The organism is Mesotoga sp. UBA5557 (assembly GCF_002425715.1).
GTDB lineage: Bacteria > Thermotogota > Thermotogae > Petrotogales > Kosmotogaceae > Mesotoga.
Window position 1 is genome coordinate 1 of the sequence record NZ_DIMV01000096.1, and the last position, 19,190, is coordinate 19,190.

17 protein-coding genes are annotated in these 19,190 nt (G+C 44.1%); 10 read left to right on the forward strand and 7 right to left on the reverse strand.

Annotation, left to right across the window (positions count from 1 at the left end; translation table 11 throughout):
* Positions 1-712: 712 nt before the first annotated feature.
* Both B3157_RS11820 and B3157_RS11825 read right to left on the reverse strand, forming a co-directional pair.
* On the reverse strand, positions 713-1,246 hold the full coding sequence (locus tag B3157_RS11820) for a chromate transporter (RefSeq protein WP_292590645.1): 534 nt from the start codon (positions 1,244-1,246) through the stop codon (positions 713-715).
* Positions 1,243-1,785, reverse strand: a complete 543-nt coding sequence (locus tag B3157_RS11825; RefSeq protein WP_292590647.1) for a chromate transporter — start codon at positions 1,783-1,785, stop codon at positions 1,243-1,245. The genes B3157_RS11820 and B3157_RS11825 overlap by 4 nt, the downstream gene beginning before the upstream one ends.
* Before the next feature lie 217 nt (positions 1,786-2,002).
* Here B3157_RS11825 and B3157_RS11830 point away from each other — a divergent pair, with 217 nt between their 5' ends.
* From B3157_RS11830 to B3157_RS11870, 9 genes are all read left to right on the forward strand, one after another.
* Positions 2,003-2,623, forward strand: a complete 621-nt coding sequence (locus B3157_RS11830) for a PRC-barrel domain-containing protein (protein ID WP_214060849.1) — start codon at positions 2,003-2,005, stop codon at positions 2,621-2,623.
* Positions 2,623-3,174 (forward strand): hypothetical protein, encoded by a 552-nt coding sequence (locus B3157_RS11835; RefSeq protein WP_292590649.1) that lies wholly within the window; start codon positions 2,623-2,625, stop codon positions 3,172-3,174. Before B3157_RS11830 ends, B3157_RS11835 begins: the two co-directional genes overlap by 1 nt.
* 34 nt (positions 3,175-3,208) lie before the next feature.
* Positions 3,209-3,916, forward strand: coding sequence for an ABC transporter ATP-binding protein (locus B3157_RS11840; protein ID WP_214060848.1), 708 nt, complete (start codon positions 3,209-3,211; stop codon positions 3,914-3,916).
* Entirely contained in the window at positions 3,910-6,921 is a 3,012-nt protein-coding gene (locus tag B3157_RS11845; RefSeq protein ID WP_292590651.1) for an ABC transporter permease, read from the forward strand. Before B3157_RS11840 ends, B3157_RS11845 begins: the two co-directional genes overlap by 7 nt.
* A 10-nt stretch (positions 6,922-6,931) precedes the next feature.
* Entirely contained in the window at positions 6,932-8,050 is a 1,119-nt protein-coding gene (locus B3157_RS11850) for a PP2C family protein-serine/threonine phosphatase (RefSeq protein ID WP_292590653.1), read from the forward strand.
* A gap of 52 nt (positions 8,051-8,102) precedes the next feature.
* Positions 8,103-8,447 carry an STAS domain-containing protein gene (locus tag B3157_RS11855; RefSeq protein WP_214060845.1) on the forward strand — a complete coding sequence of 115 codons (345 nt, stop codon included), beginning with the start codon at positions 8,103-8,105 and terminating at the stop codon, positions 8,445-8,447.
* 3 nt (positions 8,448-8,450) lie between these two features.
* A complete protein-coding gene (locus tag B3157_RS11860) occupies positions 8,451-8,852 on the forward strand; it encodes an ATP-binding protein (protein ID WP_214079557.1) in 402 nt (133 codons plus the stop codon).
* Between the two features lie 276 nt (positions 8,853-9,128).
* The gene (locus B3157_RS11865; protein WP_292590655.1) at positions 9,129-10,856 is read left to right on the forward strand and encodes an ABC-F family ATP-binding cassette domain-containing protein; all 1,728 of its coding nucleotides are present in this window, start codon (positions 9,129-9,131) and stop codon (positions 10,854-10,856) included.
* A gap of 304 nt (positions 10,857-11,160) precedes the next feature.
* Complete coding sequence (locus tag B3157_RS11870; protein WP_214060842.1) at positions 11,161-12,348, forward strand: MFS transporter; 1,188 nt, start codon at positions 11,161-11,163, stop codon at positions 12,346-12,348.
* Between the two features lie 51 nt (positions 12,349-12,399).
* Here B3157_RS11870 and B3157_RS11875 read toward each other — a convergent pair whose 3' ends face one another.
* The 5 genes from B3157_RS11875 to B3157_RS11895 are packed head-to-tail and all read right to left on the reverse strand — an operon-like array spanning position 12,400 to position 17,614.
* Positions 12,400-13,383 (reverse strand): ABC transporter ATP-binding protein, encoded by a 984-nt coding sequence (locus B3157_RS11875; RefSeq protein WP_292590657.1) that lies wholly within the window; start codon positions 13,381-13,383, stop codon positions 12,400-12,402.
* Positions 13,383-14,360 carry an ABC transporter ATP-binding protein gene (locus tag B3157_RS11880; RefSeq protein WP_214060634.1) on the reverse strand — a complete coding sequence of 326 codons (978 nt, stop codon included), beginning with the start codon at positions 14,358-14,360 and terminating at the stop codon, positions 13,383-13,385. Before B3157_RS11880 ends, B3157_RS11875 begins: the two co-directional genes overlap by 1 nt.
* A gap of 10 nt (positions 14,361-14,370) precedes the next feature.
* Positions 14,371-15,177 carry an ABC transporter permease gene (locus B3157_RS11885; RefSeq protein ID WP_099830383.1) on the reverse strand — a complete coding sequence of 269 codons (807 nt, stop codon included), beginning with the start codon at positions 15,175-15,177 and terminating at the stop codon, positions 14,371-14,373.
* Between the two features lie 7 nt (positions 15,178-15,184).
* The gene (locus B3157_RS11890) at positions 15,185-16,129 is read right to left on the reverse strand and encodes an ABC transporter permease (RefSeq protein WP_214061062.1); all 945 of its coding nucleotides are present in this window, start codon (positions 16,127-16,129) and stop codon (positions 15,185-15,187) included.
* 15 nt (positions 16,130-16,144) lie between these two features.
* The gene (locus B3157_RS11895; RefSeq protein ID WP_214079554.1) at positions 16,145-17,614 is read right to left on the reverse strand and encodes an ABC transporter substrate-binding protein; all 1,470 of its coding nucleotides are present in this window, start codon (positions 17,612-17,614) and stop codon (positions 16,145-16,147) included.
* A 481-nt stretch (positions 17,615-18,095) separates the two neighbouring features.
* On the opposite strand from B3157_RS11895, the gene B3157_RS11900 reads away from it, so the two are divergent.
* A complete protein-coding gene (locus B3157_RS11900; protein WP_214061041.1) occupies positions 18,096-19,184 on the forward strand; it encodes a serine hydrolase domain-containing protein in 1,089 nt (362 codons plus the stop codon).
* Positions 19,185-19,190 lie beyond the last annotated feature (6 nt).

Here is a 19,190-nt window from a genome sequence, read left to right on the forward strand (position 1 = left end):
ACCTTCAGGAATCTTCCATAGACCCGGTCCACCACAGACGGAAATTTCGTCTTCGGGGATCTTCCAGAGTCCCGGCCCTGCAAAGGCAACACTACCAAAAGCAACTAAACCCAACAGAATGATCGCAACAATCTTCTTCATCCAGTACACCTCCAAATCAGTCAACTTCCTTTTTACCTTCTCGATTCACCGTTGCTAATGCTCGTCTTCTTCAGGTATCTTCCACATACAATGCACCCCCTCGGTCAAGTGTTTGAGCAATAATCCGTACATTAACTGCTTCAATTCTCAGATACTTAGTTCTCATATTGTCAAGAATCAGTTGAAAAGAATAGGTCACTCGATGATCCATGGATCTAGAACCCTTCCATCAACTATGATTACAAGTCTATTGTAGATCATGTTCAGCTGATTTCTAAAACTTATCAAGAGAAAGCATAGAGATGATAATCGTTATTGACGGTCTATAGATGGTTATAATGGCAGATTCTCAAGATCTAATCGTGGAATCATACGATTGAAGTATTAACTAGTTTCAATCAATATGTTCATTTGAATCCTCTTAATTATCCAAGTGGAGTCGTTGCTAGATCAGGAATAAATTGATCAAATTACTCATGCGAATGAAAAATTCAATTTTTGCAATCAAAAGAATGAATTGTTTCTTGACTCTATTGCACATGTGTGGCTCAGAAACCGAATAATATAAGGTTTATAGGGGAAGGAACAAGCTCATGATAACACCCATCAAACCTGTTCCAAGAACAATCCAGATAACTGAAGGTTTAAACTTATAGAGGATGTAAAAAGCAGCAATGCCAAGAATGAGTGCAAAAATACTATTGATAGATTCAATCCCAATTCTGAAAGTCGCCGAAAGAATCAGCGCGATTATGCCCAGACGTAGTGCATTGAATACTTCCACTGTATCGATCCACTTAGACACAACTTTCAGGATTTTCAATATCAAGAAGATCCAGAACACACTTGGAAGAACTACTCCAACTGTAGAGAATATCGATCCTGGTATTCCGGCAATTTGATACCCAATGAAGGTAGCAGAATTGATTGATATCGGCCCAGGGGTCATCTGAGAGATAGAAATAAGAGTGAGAAATTCATCAAGTTCAATCCATTTGTTTATGTTAACTATTTGATCCTGAATGAGGCTGAGAGCACCGTAACCACCCCCGAAGGCAAGAAGACCGATTTTGAAGAAGGCCCAGAACAGGTTTATTAAGATCATTGCGTCCTCCGCTTGTCTATGAAGTAGATCAGCATAGAGCAGACTAGCAGGACCCAGATCGAAGATAAATTGAGAAGGACAATTGCAATTGTCCCCGCGGTAATAACCGCCAGTATCATATATCTCTTGAGACTTCTCCTCAGCAACTGGAAAGAAAGATTGGCCAGTATGACGGTTACTCCGACCCTTGCTCCGGCAAAGAAGCCCTTGAAAACAGGTAGATCAACGAAATCAGTGAAGAAGCTTGCGATAACCAGTATTATTATGAATGGAGTTAACGAAGCTCCAAGAACCGCGAAAAATGCACCCCAGAATCCGGACAGTCTGCTCCCCAGTATCATCGCGGTGTTGATTGCAATTACACCGGGTACTGTCTGAGCAGTAACAATAACATCAAGAAATTCATCGTTTTGCATAATCTTGTACTTATCAACAATGAATTCTTTGATGACGGGGATCATCGCGTATCCACCACCTATGGTGAACGTGCTAACTTTGACGAATATCCAGAAAAGCTTAAATGGGCTCATATAGCTCATTGTCCATCATATCCAAATCGTAGAGACGAACTTCCTCCTCTCGGTTTTGATTATTCCTTCAGCGAAGTGCCTTGACCAGGATCAGTATTTCTCTCTATTCTTGACCATTCAGCCACTATATTTTACAACTCGTTCCAGTTTTCTGCAGTCATATAACCAATTGTCTTTGTGGTAGAGCATGCCCTACGTGATAAACTTGTTTTAAGGGGGTGAACCTATGGAAAACAGAATTAGATGGGGTGCAAAAGCCATTTCTTCCGATGGAAAAGACCTCGGGAAAGTCATCCGGGTTGTTATTCATCCCAAGAACAATGAAGTCACTCATGTCGTAATAGAGAAAGGTATCTTCAATAGAGTGGCAAAGCTCGTGCCGATAACGACTATCTTTTTTGCGGCTCCCGATGAGGTTAGGTTGAAAATTGAATCGAAGGATGTTGAAACTCTGCAGGATTACGAGGAGACATTCTTTGTGACCGGAGAGGAGATTGATAACTTGGAAAGCGGGGTTACTCCGGTATACTGGCTCAGACCGGTAGGTGATTATGCAGAGCTTTATCCTCTTCCGCCCCTCAACACTTCGATAAACGTTCCCAAAGATACTAAGTCACTCGAACCAGGTTGTGATATAGTTAGTGCTGAGGAAAAGACGATTGGAAGGTTAAGAAGCTTCGTCCTGAATGACGAAGGGAAGATAACTCATTTAGTTTCCGAATATGGTGGTTTTGGCTCCAAGTCGAAAAAGCTCATACCGATAGACTGGGTTGAGGAGATTGACGAATGTAAAGTAAGAGTCTCCGCGTCCTCAGTGATGGTGGAGAAACTGCCGGAAATGGATTGATGAAAAAGTTGACGGTTTACTATTTGGTAGCTACTGCAATTCTTTTTATACTCAATTTCGCCGAGGGCACTTATACGCAGCCCATTTTTTTCTTTCTTCCGCTAGTAATCGTTTTCGACTACTTGATTATAATGGGAGTACCGGGGGGTGGTCGCTCCAAGAAGATCTCTGCCTTTCTAGAAGATGTTCACAGTGTACTAACTCTTACCGATACCTTTAACGAAAGTACGAAAGGCAAGATAATCGATTCCGAGAATCTGAAGAAGCTTAAAGAAGTTGTGCTTTCTCTCGAAGAGAAGCTAAGAAAACCATCAGAGCTACAGAGAAAGCTGTACATATTCTCTGCCTATGCCGCACCGCTTTTTCCTCTTGCAGTAATGCTTTCATCGGTACTGGTTCAGAGGAGGACAGAAGTTGCGGCCGGTGTATTCTCCTACTGTGCTTCAGGGATAATTGTTGCTTTGTCTAGAAAGGCCTTTTCAAGTCTTGAGAAGACAATACAGAAGCTCAATAATGAGATAAGAAAAGCTGTGGACGATATTACTTTGTAGAAATGATCTTTCGCTTACTGAAAGGAGGTTCGAAATGGCGTTTGTTGAAGTTAGAAACGTTAGTAAAACTTATAGGTCAGGTGAGATTTCGGTTGAGGCTTTGAAGGGTGTATCCTTCGATATCTACGAGGGGGAGATACTGTCGATTCTCGGACCATCTGGTTGTGGAAAGAGTACGCTTCTGAACTGCCTTTCAGGAATTGATACCCCGACTGAAGGGAAAGTCATGATTAGAGGTGTGGATCTTCATTCACTGAAGGACGACGAAAAGACTCGATTCAGGGCAATGAACATGGGATTCGTTTTTCAGTTCTACAATCTTATACCAGTACTGAATGCGGTCGAGAACGTCGAGCTTGCCATGCTTACAATGGGAAGCAACCAAAAAAAGGCTCGAGAAGCCGCTATGGAGATTCTCGCAAAAGTGAATCTCATGGAGCGAGAGCATTATCTGCCTTCTCGACTAAGCGGTGGTGAGCGACAGAGAGTTTCCATTGCAAGAGCACTTGTTCATAAACCTGCAATCGTGTGGGCCGACGAACCCACCGGAGCCCTCGATACGAAAACCAGCGGCGACCTTATGAATCTTATAACTGAGCTGAACCAAACTCTTAATCAGACTTTCGTTATTGTAACCCACGATGAAAGAGTCTCCGATTATTCCAACAGGATTCTCCATATGGACAGCGGTCACATTCTGAAGATTGAAGAGAATAATGAATTGAAGGTGGAAGAGTGCTAATACAGATAGTGAGTCTTTTTACGGGGATTGCTGTAATTGCAACCATTGTCTCCATGATAATGAATCCAATAATCTTCAAAATAGGTTACAGGAACGTCTACAGAAGAAAATCCGATACTTTCCTCGTAATAATGGGATCATTGATAGGAACGGCACTGATAATGGGTTCCATGGCCATGAACGATTCCTTTCAGAAGTTTTTGTTTAGTCAGATCGAGAGAACTCATGGTGAGGTAGATGAATTGGTCTACATTCCTTCAGATAATCAGAACGTCGTAAAAGAGTTCATCCCAAACTTCAAGATAGAGGCTCTTGTCGATTCACTGTCCAGAAATGAACAGGTTGACGGTGTTCTTCCCATTCTCAGCAGGACTGTTTCAGCGGGTCTCCCGGGTAACGCAAGAAGTCAAACCGGTCAGAGTATGGAGGTCACCATCATAGGAGTCTTGTTCGATCATTTGTCAAAGTGGCCCGACGCTTCCGGTATCGATCCAGCGATTCCTCCCCTAACGGATGGTGTACCCGGCGTCATAATAAACCGAGAGCTCGCTGATTCATTAAGTGTGTCGGTTGGAGACGAGATCGAAATCCTTGCGGATCCTGGACAGAGGTTGCTCTTCTGGATTCCTCTTCCACAAGTGAAAATTATTGACATTGTTGAAGGTAACGGTGTTTTTAATTATCAGATAGAGAATCAACGGCCAAACGCATTCACTATGCTTATGGATGTTGAAGTCGCGAGAGAGGTTTTGAAAATCGGTGTGGATGATTATTTCAACGCTTTGCTTGTATCCAATCGCGGTGATTTCTTAAAGGGGGAGAGGCATACTGATGATGTTGTGGTAGCGATAAGAGAGGTGGCCGGCGAAGAGTTTGCTGTTAGAGAGGTAAAGAGGGATTCTATCAGGATGGTTGATCAAGGCAATATCGGTCTTCTATTCCTTATGTTAAGCGTTTTCGCAATATTCGCAGGAGCGCTTCTTCTGACAAATATATATTTGATGCTGGCACAAGAGAGAAGAACCGAGCTTGGAACTCTCAGAGCGATAGGCTATTCGAGAAAAAGGGTCTCAAGAACCATTTTCTATGAAGGATTCTTCTACTCGATAATATCTTCAGCAATTGGTGTGCTCGCTGGTTTGGCTATCGCAAGGTTTACTCTGGGAAGTTTTGTGAGTCTTTCCGAAGATATCGTAACGCTTATTCCCATTGAAGGAGCGAACATCGCATTTGATTCCATGCAGAGCTCGTTTGCCTTTTTTGTGCGTACCGATTCGATTGCTTATGGGTTTCTCCTTGGATTGATCATTCCATTGGTAATAATTTTATATACGGGAAGGAAAATTTCGCGAACAAATATAGTTACCGCCGTAAGGAATATTCCCGAAGAACTGGACGAGCGCCAAAGACTCTTACTGAATATCATAGCTTCAGTTGGAGTTCTCTTGTCAATAGTAGTTGCATATAGCGCCTACTCTATAGGTAATGCAAACGGCTTTTTTACGGGTGTCGTATTGACAGGTCTGCTAATACCGATTGCTATTCCAGCGAGAAACAAGAGGTTAATCGAGTCGCTCTTCTCCATTGCGGTCATAGCGTTTACAATGGTCAGTAACTCTTTTTCATTAATAGCTTCCAGCGGTTCTTCCATCTATCTAACGGTTGCAAAAGGGGCTGCGATTCTTTTCGCCGGTCTTTTCCTGATTGTCTATAATCTAAAGACTTTCGAGTTTCTCCTGAATAAGTTGTTCCAAAAGGCGAGAGCTGCCGCACCAGTATTCAAGATTTCGATAGCCTTTTCTTCCAGGAATCGCATGAGGACAGGTCTTACCATTGCCATGTTTGCGGTTGTGATTTTCGTGATTACGCTTATCTCTGTAATACCTTACTCGATGGAGCAAATGCTTATAAGAAGCAGGGACGCGGTTTTCACTGGTTTTGATGCTGGCGCCTTCTCGCTTACAGGAGAGAGAACCATCTCCTTCACTGAACTTCAGTCACAGCCTGAAGTGAGAGAGATCTCGACCGTGGCGGGTATGAACGTAGCTGTGAGAAAAGAGGATAGCTTTGGACTTGAACAGATATATCTAGTTGACGACCTTTTCATAGACAATAGCAGATTGACCGATATTCTTTACGATGAGGACCTAGACATATCAAGCGGTGAAGAGCTTTGGGATTACTTGCGTAGTAATCCCGGTACTGTAATAGTGTCTAATAGCGTTTTGCCGGATGTTGTTCCTGGAGATACTCTGGAACTCAGAGGGTTAGTCGATCAGGGAGATTCCGGTCAAGGTATTGGCGGGTTGTTGAGAAGAGGGGTTTCGTCAGAGTCGATTGACACCAGTCCTGTTTATTTGGAAGTAATCGCTACAATTCCGGAAAATACTATCTCCTTCCTCAATGGACTCCTAATCTATGCAGGAAATGTTCCTAGCGAGTTAGCAGGAAGTGCTGCAGAGAGATACTTACTTTTCAACCTTGCAGGCACTTCTCCGGATCAGAAGAAAGAGAACTTCGACACCCTGCAGAGTAAGATCGAATCTAGGAGCCTCTTCCTCCTTTATGTTGACGACATAATCAATTTAACATCCAATATGCTGGAAGGAACAGTCAACATTCTCAGATCTTTCCTTTACTTCGGGATGCTAGTCGGGATCGTAGGAATCGCGATCATTATGTTCAAGGCTCTTCACGAAAGAAAGCGAATAATCGGAATGCTTAAGGCAATTGGATTTACGAAGAAGATGGTGTTCTCCTCCTTTCTCTTGGAAAGTTCATTTATCGCGATTGTTGGTATTGTTCTCGGAATTGTAACCGGCACTCTTACAAGTATAGAGATCTACGCTTCTCCATTGATGGAAGGCATGAAACTGTATATTCCGTGGAATCAGCTTGCTGCCATGACCCTGATATTCTATTTTGCTTCACTTGTGTCTACGATTATTCCCAGTTATTCGGCCTCAAGAATAGAACCTGCTGAAGCTCTGCGTTATTTCGAATAGGAGTGGTGAGGTGAGCAGGATATTGGTGGTGGATGACGACAGTTCGGTTAGAGTGCTTCTAAAATCAATACTTGTCAGGGATAGACACGATGTGATCGAAAGCCCCGATGGTAGGTCTGCGTTGTCTTCACTGTCAAGAGACAAGCCTGATATGATCTTGCTGGATCTTATGCTGCCCGACTATAATGGACTGGATATTCTGACTGAGCTCAAGTCTAGTGAAGAGCTGCGGTCTATTCCAGTAATCGTACTTACCGGCTCTTCCGACAGGCAGAGCAAACTTACTGCTCTCAGTTCGGAGGCCGTTGATTTCATCTCAAAACCCTTTCTTCCCGAAGAGGTTTTACTTAGAGTGAATACTCAGTTGAAGTTACACGAGTTGATAAAGTCCCTGAGAATAGCTGTAGACAATCTTGAGAGTGATGTTCTTGCGGCGGGAAAGATACAAAACGCGCTTGTACCAAAAAGCGATCCACAAGGACTTGCTGTCAGATGGATCTACGAACCTTCCTACAGAGTTGGCGGCGATATATTCGATGTGTTTAGGTTGAACGAAAACCGTTTCTTCGTTTATTTAGCGGATATGTCCGGACATGGAGTAAATGCTGCAATGCTATCGGTTATGGTGCACCGGTTCATTGAAGATTTCAGATCCGGTATTAACGACATAGATTTCGACCTGAGCAGCTTCATGAAAGAGCTCGACAAGAACTTCGTGTTTGAGAGGTTCAATCTATTCTTTACTATTATCGCCGTAGTTGTTGATCTAGAAGGCTTTGCTCTTCTGGCAAATGCGGGCCACCCCTCGCCGATGATTCTTAGAAAGGGCTCTGTTGAACTGCTTGATGATAGGAGAGAAAGCCTGATTGGTATGAACATGGTTCGCGGAGAAGTGTCGAGAGTGCCGTTATTAAAGGGAGATCGTCTTCTGGTGTATACAGACGGATTGATTGAGTTGTCGAACGAAAAAGGTGAGATGTATGGTGAGAGCAGACTAAGAGATCTCTTTGCGAGTTGTGCGAATATAGACATTGAGGAAACATCTGAGCGTCTTAAGACCTCATTTGATAGCTTCAAAGGAAGTGTGTTGGCTGAAGATGATATTACGGCGCTGCTCATAGAGTTCTAGTAAGAACGTCAGATGGTCCGGAAATCTATGAAAACGAGGAGCAGAGTGTAAGATGTTTGAACTGAAGATGATGGAGAATAAGATCGGAGTAATTTCCCTCTTGGAAAGAGCGAGAATCACAGGAGAGACATCGGCGAGGTTCAGAAAATGGCAAGAGACAGTCGATCTCAAAAGCTGTTCGTCAGTGATCGTCGATGGGACCAACATCGAATTCATTGACTCTATGGGCATTGCCGCTTTGATAAGCATCTACAAGACAGTTGCTGCTGAAGATAGTGATCTCGTCTTGATAAATCTGTCTAAAGAGATAAAGAAGCTGCTTAATACTCTGAGGCTCGATAGGCTCTTTGTTGTAAAGGATTGTAGCCTTGAAGAAGTCATCAAGAATTCGTGTTGAGAGATGGGTGAGAAGAAGTACAATTTCAACGTTAGACCCGAAATGGGCAAAATCGATGCTTTCTCGGCTAAAGTCTCGGAGATAGTAAGAAGGTGCATGGACAATGAAACCGGTTTCAGAGCTGGCTTGATAGTAATTGAGGCTTGCTCTAATATCGTTAAGCACGGCCAGCTTACTGAAGAAGATCTTATATCAGTCAGTCTCGCTATCGGGGAAAATGAAGTAGTAATTACAATCGAAGACACTTCAAGAGAGTTCAATCCACTTGAGGTGGATGATCCAAATCTTGAGAACATCGAGCTTCTGCAGCAAGGTGGAATGGGTATCTACTTAATAAAGAGGTTTTCCAAGAAAGCCGAATACTCCTATGTTGACGGCAGAAACATTCTGAAGATCATAATCTAACTAGAACTTGCTTTTGCTTTCCATCGCTGCGCAAGTTCACAATCAAACTAAAACGTAGTACTTGTTGGTAGTGCATCATGCTCAACTCGATAATGAGTTTGACTTGGCCTTGATCTATGTGTTATAAATTACTGATCGCAAACCAGTAGGTGCTGAAATGAAGAATAGACTTCTTTAATCTACAAAACTGAATACTTCCTCAAAAAAACATCGAAAGACCTCAATCCTGTTTAGCCGTTCAATTCAAAAAACTTTGAGCTTCTAGCCTTACTGGAGGTGATCAATTTGCTTCAAATACACAATCTTTCAATTTCCTTTGGAAGCGTAGACGTTCTTAAGAAAGTCAGTCTCGATCTCGCTGCAGGAGAGATTTTGGCTGTCACCGGGGCAAACGGTGCCGGCAAGTCGACTCTCCTGAAATCCATCAAAGGTGAAATCACTCCCTCGGAAGGAAAAATAACTATAGAGCAAGGTATCGACCCGCTTCTTGTTAACCAGGAGATCGCAGACTTTTATGGGACAGTGAAGGAGTATCTACTGGGGGCGAAAAAAGAGCTCTTCGACATCTACGAGAAATTGGGCAGCTCTGTAAATGATCCTATGACCTATGCGGAACTCATAAATGAATTTCATAATGTTGGGGGATTCGAGTTCGAAGCAAAGATTTCTTCATTTCTAAATGAGTTTGGCATCAATGTTGACAATCTGGATTTCCCGTACATGAATTTCTCCCATGGGCAGAAGAGAATTCTCTCCCTTGTCAGGGGAGTTCTCTCCGGTTCGAATCTTTTCTTGCTGGACGAGCCGACAAACCATCTCGACATAGAAATGACCTTAAGACTTGAAGAGATCATAACCTCACTAAGCGAGAGGGGTGTTGGAGTTATTGTTGTAAGTCATGACAGGAGATTCATCGACAGAGTCGCTCACAAGACGATCTATCTGAAAAGAGGAGAGGCAATAGGAGTTCGAGGCGGCTATTCTGAGATGCTGGCGCATCTGAAAAGTGATTTCCTCTCAAGGCAGAAGAAAAGTGAAGAGATAAGTAAGAAGATACGTCAACTTGAACTCGATGCGTCGAGGAGGAAGAGCTGGTCAGATTCAAGAGAGGCTTCAAAGAGATTCGCAAGCGATAAAGGCCATGAAGGACATATGGCGGCTAAACTAGCCAGACGTGCGCTAGCTGTACAGAAAAGGACCGAAAGACTGATCGGTGAACTGGAGTGCGAAAAACCGTTTGTTGAGAAGCCTGTTACTGTCAGGATTCCTAAATATGGAGTTCCGAACAGAAAAATGGTCATGGTGGAGGGCCTCTCGTTCTCTTACGAAGAAAATGAAGTCATAAGGGAGGCCTCTGTTAACATAGATACTTCCGATAGAGTTGGTCTCATAGGGCCGAATGGTTCGGGGAAAACAACTCTGATGAAATGCCTGGTAGGGATTCTGGAACCATCGAGTGGCAGAATGTACAGAAACGATAGTGTAAACTGGATGTACATTCCACAGAATGTCGCAGAACTCTTCGAAAGAGGAACTCCCTATGAAGAAATCGCCGACCTTGGACTGGAAGAGACCACCGTCAGAAGTCACCTGGCCAATATCGGTCTCAAGGGAGAGAAGGCTTTCTCGGAGATTAAAAAGATGAGCTACGGAGAGTTGATGAGGCTTGCCTTACTGAAATCCCTTCTTTCAAAGGTTGAGTTCATCTTTATGGACGAGCCAACCAATCATTTGGATATTGAATCTCTAGAAGTACTTGACAGACTTCTCAACGACTTCGCAGGAGGGTTTTTCTTCATTAGCCACGACAGGCAGTTCATTGCAGAACACGGGGAAAAGATTCTCACCATTGAAGAAGGTATGCTTAAAAGCTTCGAGTATTCAGAGGAGATTGATATCGACTCCTTTGATCGTACAAAAGAGATTCTTGCGGACTCCTATGATGAGTCGAACTTCAGGAGAAGCGCAAAAACTTTCCTTCATAATTCTGAGGAGGAAGATTGAGAGCTCGGCGCCGATGGGGATTTTCTGACAGCTGGAGAACCCGGAGAATAACGAGAAATGCCTCATCCGCATTGAAAACTTTTTTATGAGCCTATTTGATATATAATATTCCTAACTCAATCCAGGAGAAGGAGCAAACCCACATGCTAGAAGTTATTCAGGCTTATAGAAGAGCTATCTTGGGCGGATTTTTGGATTCCGTGGGTGAATGCTACCTCGTCGAGCCTGGATTGCTCTGAAATCTTTGCTGTGAATCAAGAGGCCGTGACGAGCGTCACGGCCTCTTTCTTTTGGGAGAAATCGTATGAATAATATGGTTGAGCGCATGAAAAGCAACATAAAGAAAAATTACCTATTCTCTTTCCTTATGAACATGAGACTGTCGAGCGGTCTATGGATGATATACATGGCCTCCAGGGGAATGAGTTTGACGCAGATCGGTTTCCTTGAAGGAATATTCCACGTGACCTCTTTGACGATGGAGGTCCCTACAGGGTCTGTAGCAGACTTGTTCGGAAGAAAGCTCAGCAGAACCATCGGGAGGTGTCTATCTCTTGTAAGCATTCTAGTATTGATCGGCTCTAGGAACTTCCTTCATTTCGCACTATTCATGATACTCGCTGCACTTTCGTATAACTTGGAATCGGGTTCTGGAGAGGCTCTTGTTTATGACTCTCTCAAATATCTGAAAAAAGAAGACAATTTCATATCGGTTCTTGGGAGGCAGGAGGCTATATTTCAAGTGTCTTCAGTTGCGGCGCTTCTAATCGGCGGGTTCCTGGGAACGTACAATTACCACTATGCATTTTGGGTTTCCGCCGGGATCATCACATTTTCGGCGGTCTATTCTCTTTCGTTCACAGAACCACCAATCCTCGAATCGGTGAGCCGTAACTCAAAGACCTTCCGGGGCTTCTTGAAGCAGATTGTTGATAGCTTCTCAATAATCGCTAGAGATAAGAAGGTTGCATTTCTTATCTTTTTTGTTCAGACTATATTGGCATTCAGCGCCTGCATATTCTTTTACATTCAAAACTACTGGAAAGGACTTGGCCGCACGGAGTTTCAGATTGGCATATACCTTGCAGCCGGGTCGTTTCTTGCCGGTTTAGTGGCCATGAAGGTTCAGAGGTTATCTCATCTGCTGAAGGAGAAGAAAGTCCTGATCATACTGCCTCTTGTTTCCGTCGCATCCATGTGGGGTGTGGCTCTTTGCTCGAACAAGTTACCTTTCTTCATGGTTGTAACTATGATTGAAGCTATGCTGTTCGTAGCAGGCAACGACTACATAAATAAGCTGATTCCATCCAGGAGCAGGGCAACGATAATATCCTTTGCAAGTATGATGTATAGCTTAGTAATGATAATTTTCTTCCCAATTTTCGGAAGAATCGCTGACACAATCTCGTTTGGAGTTGCTTTTGTCTCACTGGCTGTGATGGCAAGCTGTCTTTATGTGTTCAGTATGTATTTACTCAAGAAGATCGGATGAAAGAATTGATTCGTGCTCCTTAAAGCGATGCCGGTCAAAAAACACCTCGGGTTACGGTATTAGGAGAGTCGAACGCTCATAAAGGTGACAGCTTACAAAATGATCTTTCGTTACCTCGGTCCTTTGCGGCTTCACACTCGAACAAATCGCCATTCTCCTGAAACATCTGGGGTGAAAGAAGCATCCAGTTGGTGGGTTCAAGGGACTGGGAGCATCACCTTCAAGTATTATTCTTTCGAGCTTATGATCGGTTTCACCGGGAATTGCCGAAAGGAGGGACTGAGTATATGGGTGAAGCGGTGATGTGTAGAGTTCTTCAGATTCGGAGAGCTCAACGATTTCGCCAAGATACATGACGGCTATTCTGTCGCAGAAGTAATGAACAACGTTTAAATCATGGGAAATGAAGAGATAGGTCAGAGAAAGCCTCTCCTGAAGGTCTTTCATAAGGTTAAGCATTTGTGCCTGGATAGAGACATCGAGCGAAGAAACCGGCTCATCGGCTATTACGACTTCTGGATTAAGAATTAACGCGTTCATGATTCCTACGCGCTGTTTTTGACCTCCAGAAAGCTCGTGAGGGAATCTTCCCAAGAGATCCTTGTCAAGTCCCACAAGGTTCATGCTCTCCAAAATCAGCTCTTTGATCTCTCTTTTTTGCATTCCCATTGCTCTCAAAGGTTCTCTCAGTATCCACTCGACTGTTCCTTTTGGATTCAAGGATCCTGAAATGTCTTGAAAGATTAGCTGAACCTTCTTTCTGAATTCACGTTTTTGATCTCTCTTCAGCGAAGTAACGTCGTCGCCTTTGAAGAGGATCCTCCCCTCCGTCGGTTTTAGTAGCCCCACGATTGTATAGGCGGCCGTTGATTTTCCACAGCCGGACTCACCTACAAGTCCGAAAGATTCTCCTTCAGAAATACTTAAGGAAACTCCGTTAAGTGCCTTGATCGAGCCCGGCTTCTTCAGCAATCGGGTTCTTCTCAGCCTGTAATGTTTTCTAAGGTTATGAATCTCCAGAATACCTCTCTTCATCAAATCTCTCCAGCAAGGAAGCATCTCGCTTCGTGATCATTGTCCATCTTTTTGAAGCCGGGGAACTCTCTCTTACATTTTTCGACAGCGTAGTCACATCTTGGCTCAAATGGGCAACCGTAAATCATGTCTGCTATTGACGGCACCCGGCCTCGAATGTCGAAGAGCTCCTTGCCTTTTGAGTCTCTCTTAGGTATGGCTTTTATGAGGCCCATTGTGTAGGGATGGGCAGGATCTGTGAAGAGCTTATCGACAGGTGCTTTCTCAACGATGTGCCCGGCATACATAACGTAAACCATCGAGCAGATCTCCCGAACTACTCCTAGATTATGCGAAATAAAAATCATTGAGGAGTTTCTCTCACGATTTATCTCTCTTAACAGCTCCAGTATCTGTGCCTGTATTGTTACGTCCAAAGAAGTAGTCGGCTCATCTGCGATTATCAGTTTTGGATTGCAGACAATGGCTATGGCTATAGCTATTCTCTGCCTCATACCGCCCGACAGTTCGTGAGGGTACTTGCCATATGTCCTTTCTGGATCAGGAAGATCGACACCTTTCATGATCTCAAGGACCCTTGAGAATCGCTCTTCCTTGTCAAGAGAAGTGTGCATCTTAAGGTTCTCCTCGATTTGCCACCCGACCTTCAGTAGAGGATTGAGCGATGAAAGTGTCTCCTGAAAGATCATCGAGATATCCTTGCCACGTATTCGCCTGATTTTCTCCTCATTGAGAGAGAGCAGATCGGTTCCTGAGAAGAAGAGACTTCCTGTCACGTGCGAATTGCCTGGAAGCAACCTCATTATCGAAAGAGCTGTCACTGTCTTTCCGCATCCAGATTCTCCAACGATCCCGATTATCTCCTTCTCCAGCACCTCCAGAGATATGCCCTTCACTGCGTAGAGCATCCCTTCTGTAGAGTCGAAGGCGATTTTGAGATCTTTGATATCTAACAGAGGCTCTTTTTCAGTTCGCATATGTTCTCACCTATTTTCTCTTCTCTCTCATGTCCCGAATCCCATCTCCGAGAAAATTGAATCCCAGCACAAGTAGGGTAATAAAGATTCCTGGTGCTATCGCGTACCAGGGGCTGACGGTTATGAAGACCTGAGACTCACTCAGCATTCTTCCCCAGCTGGGATTGGGCGGCTGGATTCCAAGTCCAAGATAACTGAGCGCCGCTTCGGCCAGAACTGCATTTGAAAAACCCATAGATGCTGCGACAACAATTGGGGAAAGTACATTAGGCAAAATGTGTCTTAACATAATACGGAGGTTTGAAACTCCTCTTACCTTTGCACTTCTTACGTAATCCAGCTCTTTATACTGAACGAAGCCACTCCTTGTGATCCTGGCAAATGAAGGAATCGACATGATACCTATTGCGACGATCGTGTTTCTCAGACCCACCCCAAAGACTGAAACAAACATCAACGCAAGGAGAATGCTGGGGAAGGCCATCATTGCATCGATGAATCTCATGATTATCTCATCGACAATTCCTCCGAAATAACCTGACACGGCACCGATCGTTACTCCAAAGAGAGTTCCGATAGAAACGGCAACCAATCCTACAAAAAAAGCAGTCTGAGAAGCTTTCATGATCCTGCTAAGCACATCTCTTCCGAAATTGTCTGTACCCAGAAGATGGCGGACTGACGGAGGTGAAAAACGCTCTTCCCTATTGATTTCCGTTACTGAAAACGGGGTGTAAAACAAACTCACAATCATCATTGAGAACAGAAGAGATATCAATACAATTCCAATTCTGAGATTTATGCTTCTCTTGTCCATACTATCCTCATGCGCCCAATCTGATTCGAGGGTCGATTACGGTATAGACAATGTCGATCAGGAAGTTGATGATCACAATTATAAACGCAATGTACAGTACCATCCCCTGGACGAGAGGTAGGTCACGGGTTGAGATCGCATTGATCAACAGTCTTCCAAGACCTGGAAGCGTGAAAACCTGTTCGATCACTATCGAGCCTCCAAGAATGTTTGCCGCTATCATACCGAGGACTGTAACGATCGGAATTAGAGAGTTCTTCAGCACATGCTTGTACAACACTGAGTTTATGTTCAAACCCTTAGACAGGGCCAGCTGCACATAGTCGCTCTTCATCTGATCCATTACGGAATTTCTCGTATACCTGATAATCGAGGCAATTGACGGAAGGGCTATTGCGATGGCGGGGAGCAGTAAAGACTTGAAAGCTCCTACGGCATCCTCGCTCCACGGGACGTATCCTCCAGGCGAAACCCAGCGGAGAACGATTCCAAATATGTACATCAAGATTATCCCGCTCCAGAAAGAAGGAATAGCCATTCCAATTTGTGAGATCATAGAAATCAAAATGCCGGGAAGTCTGTGACCATATTTTGCACTGACTATTCCAAGAGGAATTCCGATTAGAGTAATGAACATCATGGCCATAAGCGCCAGCGAAAGAGTTACCGGTATCCTGTCTAGAATCAGATCAGACACTGGGACTGAGTATCTCATAGAAGTGCCGAGGTCTCCCGTCAAAAGACCCTTAAACCACCTCGAAAGTCTCTCGCCGAGAGGATCGTTTAGTCCCAATTCGGCTGAAAGAGCTTCGAATTGCGATTCTTCAGCGTCTACGCCGAGTCTCGACAGTGCAGGATTCCCGGGGATCACCTCGAAAGCTACAAAAGCTATGAGCGAAACCAGAAGCACCGTAAGAATCATTGCAAAGAGTTTCTTCAGATATACATACACAGATGACGCTCCTCCCTAACGGTAATAAAGAGTTGACATATCCTGTACGTACAGTGGATAGACCTTGTACCCAAATAGATTAGGAGCAAGTGCCACAAAGAAGTTGGGATCCATTATGTAAACTGCCGCAGCGTCTTCTGTGAGGATTATCTGTGCCTGCTTAAATAGAGAGGCCTTCTCTTCAATGTCCGTTTTTTCAATGGCCATTTTGACCACTCGATCGTATTCGATGTTGAAGTAGTTGTAAAAGTTTCTCGGATAATCGGAAACGTACCGTCTCAAAATATCGTATGCGCTTAGTTTCCCAGTGAGACCAATTATTGTCATTTCGTACTCTCTTGACGTATAGACCTTGTCCAGCCATACGCTCCATTCTACCAGCTCTATTTCGGCTTCTATGCCAACTCTCTTAAGCTGTTCGACAATTATCTGGGCTGTATCTATGTGAAACTGATAGTTCGAAGGTACTGTGATCTTTGTGCTGAAACCGTCGGGATACCCTGCCTCAGAAAGAAGCTGTCTTGACCTTACCAAACTGGTTTCATAGTAATCCTCGAGACCCTCCTGATGATACATGCTCATTATCGGCGACATGTTTGAACCGAGCTTCGTCCCGTAACCGCCAGCCACGATTTCTATAATCTCGTCCTTGTCCACTGCATGGTTAATCGCTCTCCTGACTCTAATGTCGTCGAAGGGGCTGACCGCATGGTTCATTGCCATCAACTGGACCATGTTTTGCTCTGCAGTAATTAAGTTGAATCGATTACCCAGAACCATTGCCTGAATTGCATCGAGTCTTGGAAGTATCTGAACGTCCCCGGCCATGAAACTCATGATAGCAGCCTGGTTGTCGGGGATTATTCTGAATTCGACTTCGTCCACTATAGGCAGCTCGGGATTCCAGTATTCGTCGAATTTCTCTATTACAAGCCTCTGACCCGGCTGGTACTTGACGAATTTGAACGGGCCCGTTCCTATCGGGTTGACTTCATGGTTGTCATTATTTGCGGGAATTATCGCGATGATGAACTTCTCGAGAAAGTCGGTGTTCAAGGTACTGAGTTCAACCTTTATTGTCTTTTCATCTACCGCTTCGATCTTCGAAACGAATTTTTCGAAGTCTGATGAAAGGCCCCTTTCCTGATTGTTTCCTTTCAGCCTGTTGAGAGAGTAGAGAACATCGTCAACTGTGACCTCAAATCCGTTATGAAACTTCACACCGCTTCTTAACGTAAAAGTATAGGTCAGGCCGTCCTCCGATATATGGTAACTCTCGGCCACAGCCGGAACAACACTTCCATTCGAGTCGGGTTTGAGGAGACCCTCAAATACGTTGAACATCATCTCGTAAGTGCCCGAGGCAGCCGCTCTATGTGGATCAAGAAAGTCGGGATCCTGCATCACTGCGACCACGATTTTTTGAGACAGCAAACTGGTCAAAGAAATAATAGAAAGCGTTATTATCAAGAGAATCTTTCTCATTTCATTCCTCCTTAAACAAATCTTGTCAGTAACCTCTCCGGTGTAGCCGTCGGATATGCTTCGATCATTGCGTCCTCGACATTTGTTATTTTAATCTTTATGGCTGCAGAGACCTAATGATGCTTTCAAAGTGAGACATTTGAAATAGATTTGCCAACTGTTGTATTTCAACTATAGTCTAACGCAGATGATTTCATTCTGCTCATCGAAGCGATGATCGATTTGGCTCATGACTGTGCAGAAAGACTCTCTCTTTGAGCCGCCAGGTAACTGAAGAGCTTCTTGGAGATTCAATAGACTTAGTCCAAAGCCGGTGACAGTGACAGATCGTTTCGATGGGAAGACTGTGGATATCAGTTCCGGCAGGCGAATTCAGAACGACGAGCAATTCGCATGGTTAATCCAGAATCCATCTCAGTATTGCAGAAGTGAGTTATCATTGATCATGGTCTCCACAAACTCTCTCAACTGGAGGTGCCTTTTGTTCAGAAGACTGGCTACTGTAGTGTTATCTGTTATATCTCTTTCTTTTCTTCTATTTGCCAATCCCATAGATGAAGTAATGAATAAGAGTATCGTGTTTGAAGGCTTTTGGGGAACCGTTCTTGTCTCAAGAGGAGATGCAATCTTGCACGCAGCAGGATACGGAATGGCAGACATTGAAAGGAATATCCCCAACACTCCTGAAAAGAAGTTCAGAATTGCATCGATTACCAAGCAGTTTACCGCAGCTGCAGTTCTTAGGCTACTGGAAGAGGGGACAATATCTCTTTCAGATTCTGTTGCAAAATTCATTCCCGAATTCCCTAACGGAGAGAGAATCCTTATTCATCAGATGCTTAATCATTCTTCTGGAATTCCAACAATGATTAACACGTTAGAACTTCTTGGAGAAGTCAAGAAATTTGAGGAGGATAGAACTCTTCAAGAAGCCGAAATCGCTTACATCTCCTCTCTGCCTCTGAGATTTGAACCTGGAAGCAGCTTTCTCTACAGCAACAGCGCGTATTTCCTTCTCAGCGTCATCATAGAAAGGGCAAGCGGGAAGCGCTATGATGATTATCTCAGAACGAACTTCTTCGAACCACTGGGAATGAATAATACCGGTTACGATTACAATGAATACGATAGCGGATGGGGTCTTCCTTACTACTGTGATTCCTATGTTATAGATCTCTCTAGCGTAAGACCTGCTGATTGGGTCGATAGAAGGCTTCCAGGGGGAGCGGGGGGGTTATACTCCACTGTGTATGATCTGTATCTGTGGGACAGAGCGCTTTCCTCCGGAGAAGTGCTTTCGGAAAGCTCCTTAAGACTAATGGAGAGTCCAACGAATGAACTCTTCGAGGCAGGCTATGGAGTCTTTATCGGTAACGAGTTTATAGATGGCGAGTACAGAAGGGTCGTTTATCACGACGGGGACACGAAGGGTACCTCGACTAGAATAAATCGGTATGTCGACGACGACATCTTTGTGGTGGTGCTGAGCAACATCGAGGGAAGGGATTTCACCGCGCTCGCGCACGAACTGGCGAAAGCCGTGATAGTGAACGGTATGGGAACGGATTGACTCGAC

What these genes read in the sequence shown, in the direction of transcription:
- B3157_RS11825 (WP_292590647.1), bottom strand. Translation starts at nt 1,785, where the DNA reads ATGAGCTATATGAGCCCATTTAAGCTTTTCTGGATATTCGTCAAAGTT.
- B3157_RS11875 (WP_292590657.1), bottom strand. Translation starts at nt 13,383, where the DNA reads ATGAAGAGAGGTATTCTGGAGATTCATAACCTTAGAAAACATTACAGG.
- B3157_RS11830 (WP_214060849.1), top strand. Translation starts at nt 2,003, where the DNA reads ATGGAAAACAGAATTAGATGGGGTGCAAAAGCCATTTCTTCCGATGGA.
- B3157_RS11840 (WP_214060848.1), top strand. Translation starts at nt 3,209, where the DNA reads ATGGCGTTTGTTGAAGTTAGAAACGTTAGTAAAACTTATAGGTCAGGT.
- B3157_RS11880 (WP_214060634.1), bottom strand. Translation starts at nt 14,360, where the DNA reads ATGCGAACTGAAAAAGAGCCTCTGTTAGATATCAAAGATCTCAAAATC.
- B3157_RS11870 (WP_214060842.1), top strand. Translation starts at nt 11,161, where the DNA reads ATGAATAATATGGTTGAGCGCATGAAAAGCAACATAAAGAAAAATTAC.
- B3157_RS11895 (WP_214079554.1), bottom strand. Translation starts at nt 17,614, where the DNA reads ATGAGAAAGATTCTCTTGATAATAACGCTTTCTATTATTTCTTTGACC.
- B3157_RS11835 (WP_292590649.1), top strand. Translation starts at nt 2,623, where the DNA reads ATGAAAAAGTTGACGGTTTACTATTTGGTAGCTACTGCAATTCTTTTT.
- B3157_RS11860 (WP_214079557.1), top strand. Translation starts at nt 8,451, where the DNA reads ATGGGTGAGAAGAAGTACAATTTCAACGTTAGACCCGAAATGGGCAAA.
- B3157_RS11885 (WP_099830383.1), bottom strand. Translation starts at nt 15,177, where the DNA reads ATGGACAAGAGAAGCATAAATCTCAGAATTGGAATTGTATTGATATCT.
- B3157_RS11855 (WP_214060845.1), top strand. Translation starts at nt 8,103, where the DNA reads ATGTTTGAACTGAAGATGATGGAGAATAAGATCGGAGTAATTTCCCTC.
- B3157_RS11820 (WP_292590645.1), bottom strand. Translation starts at nt 1,246, where the DNA reads ATGATCTTAATAAACCTGTTCTGGGCCTTCTTCAAAATCGGTCTTCTT.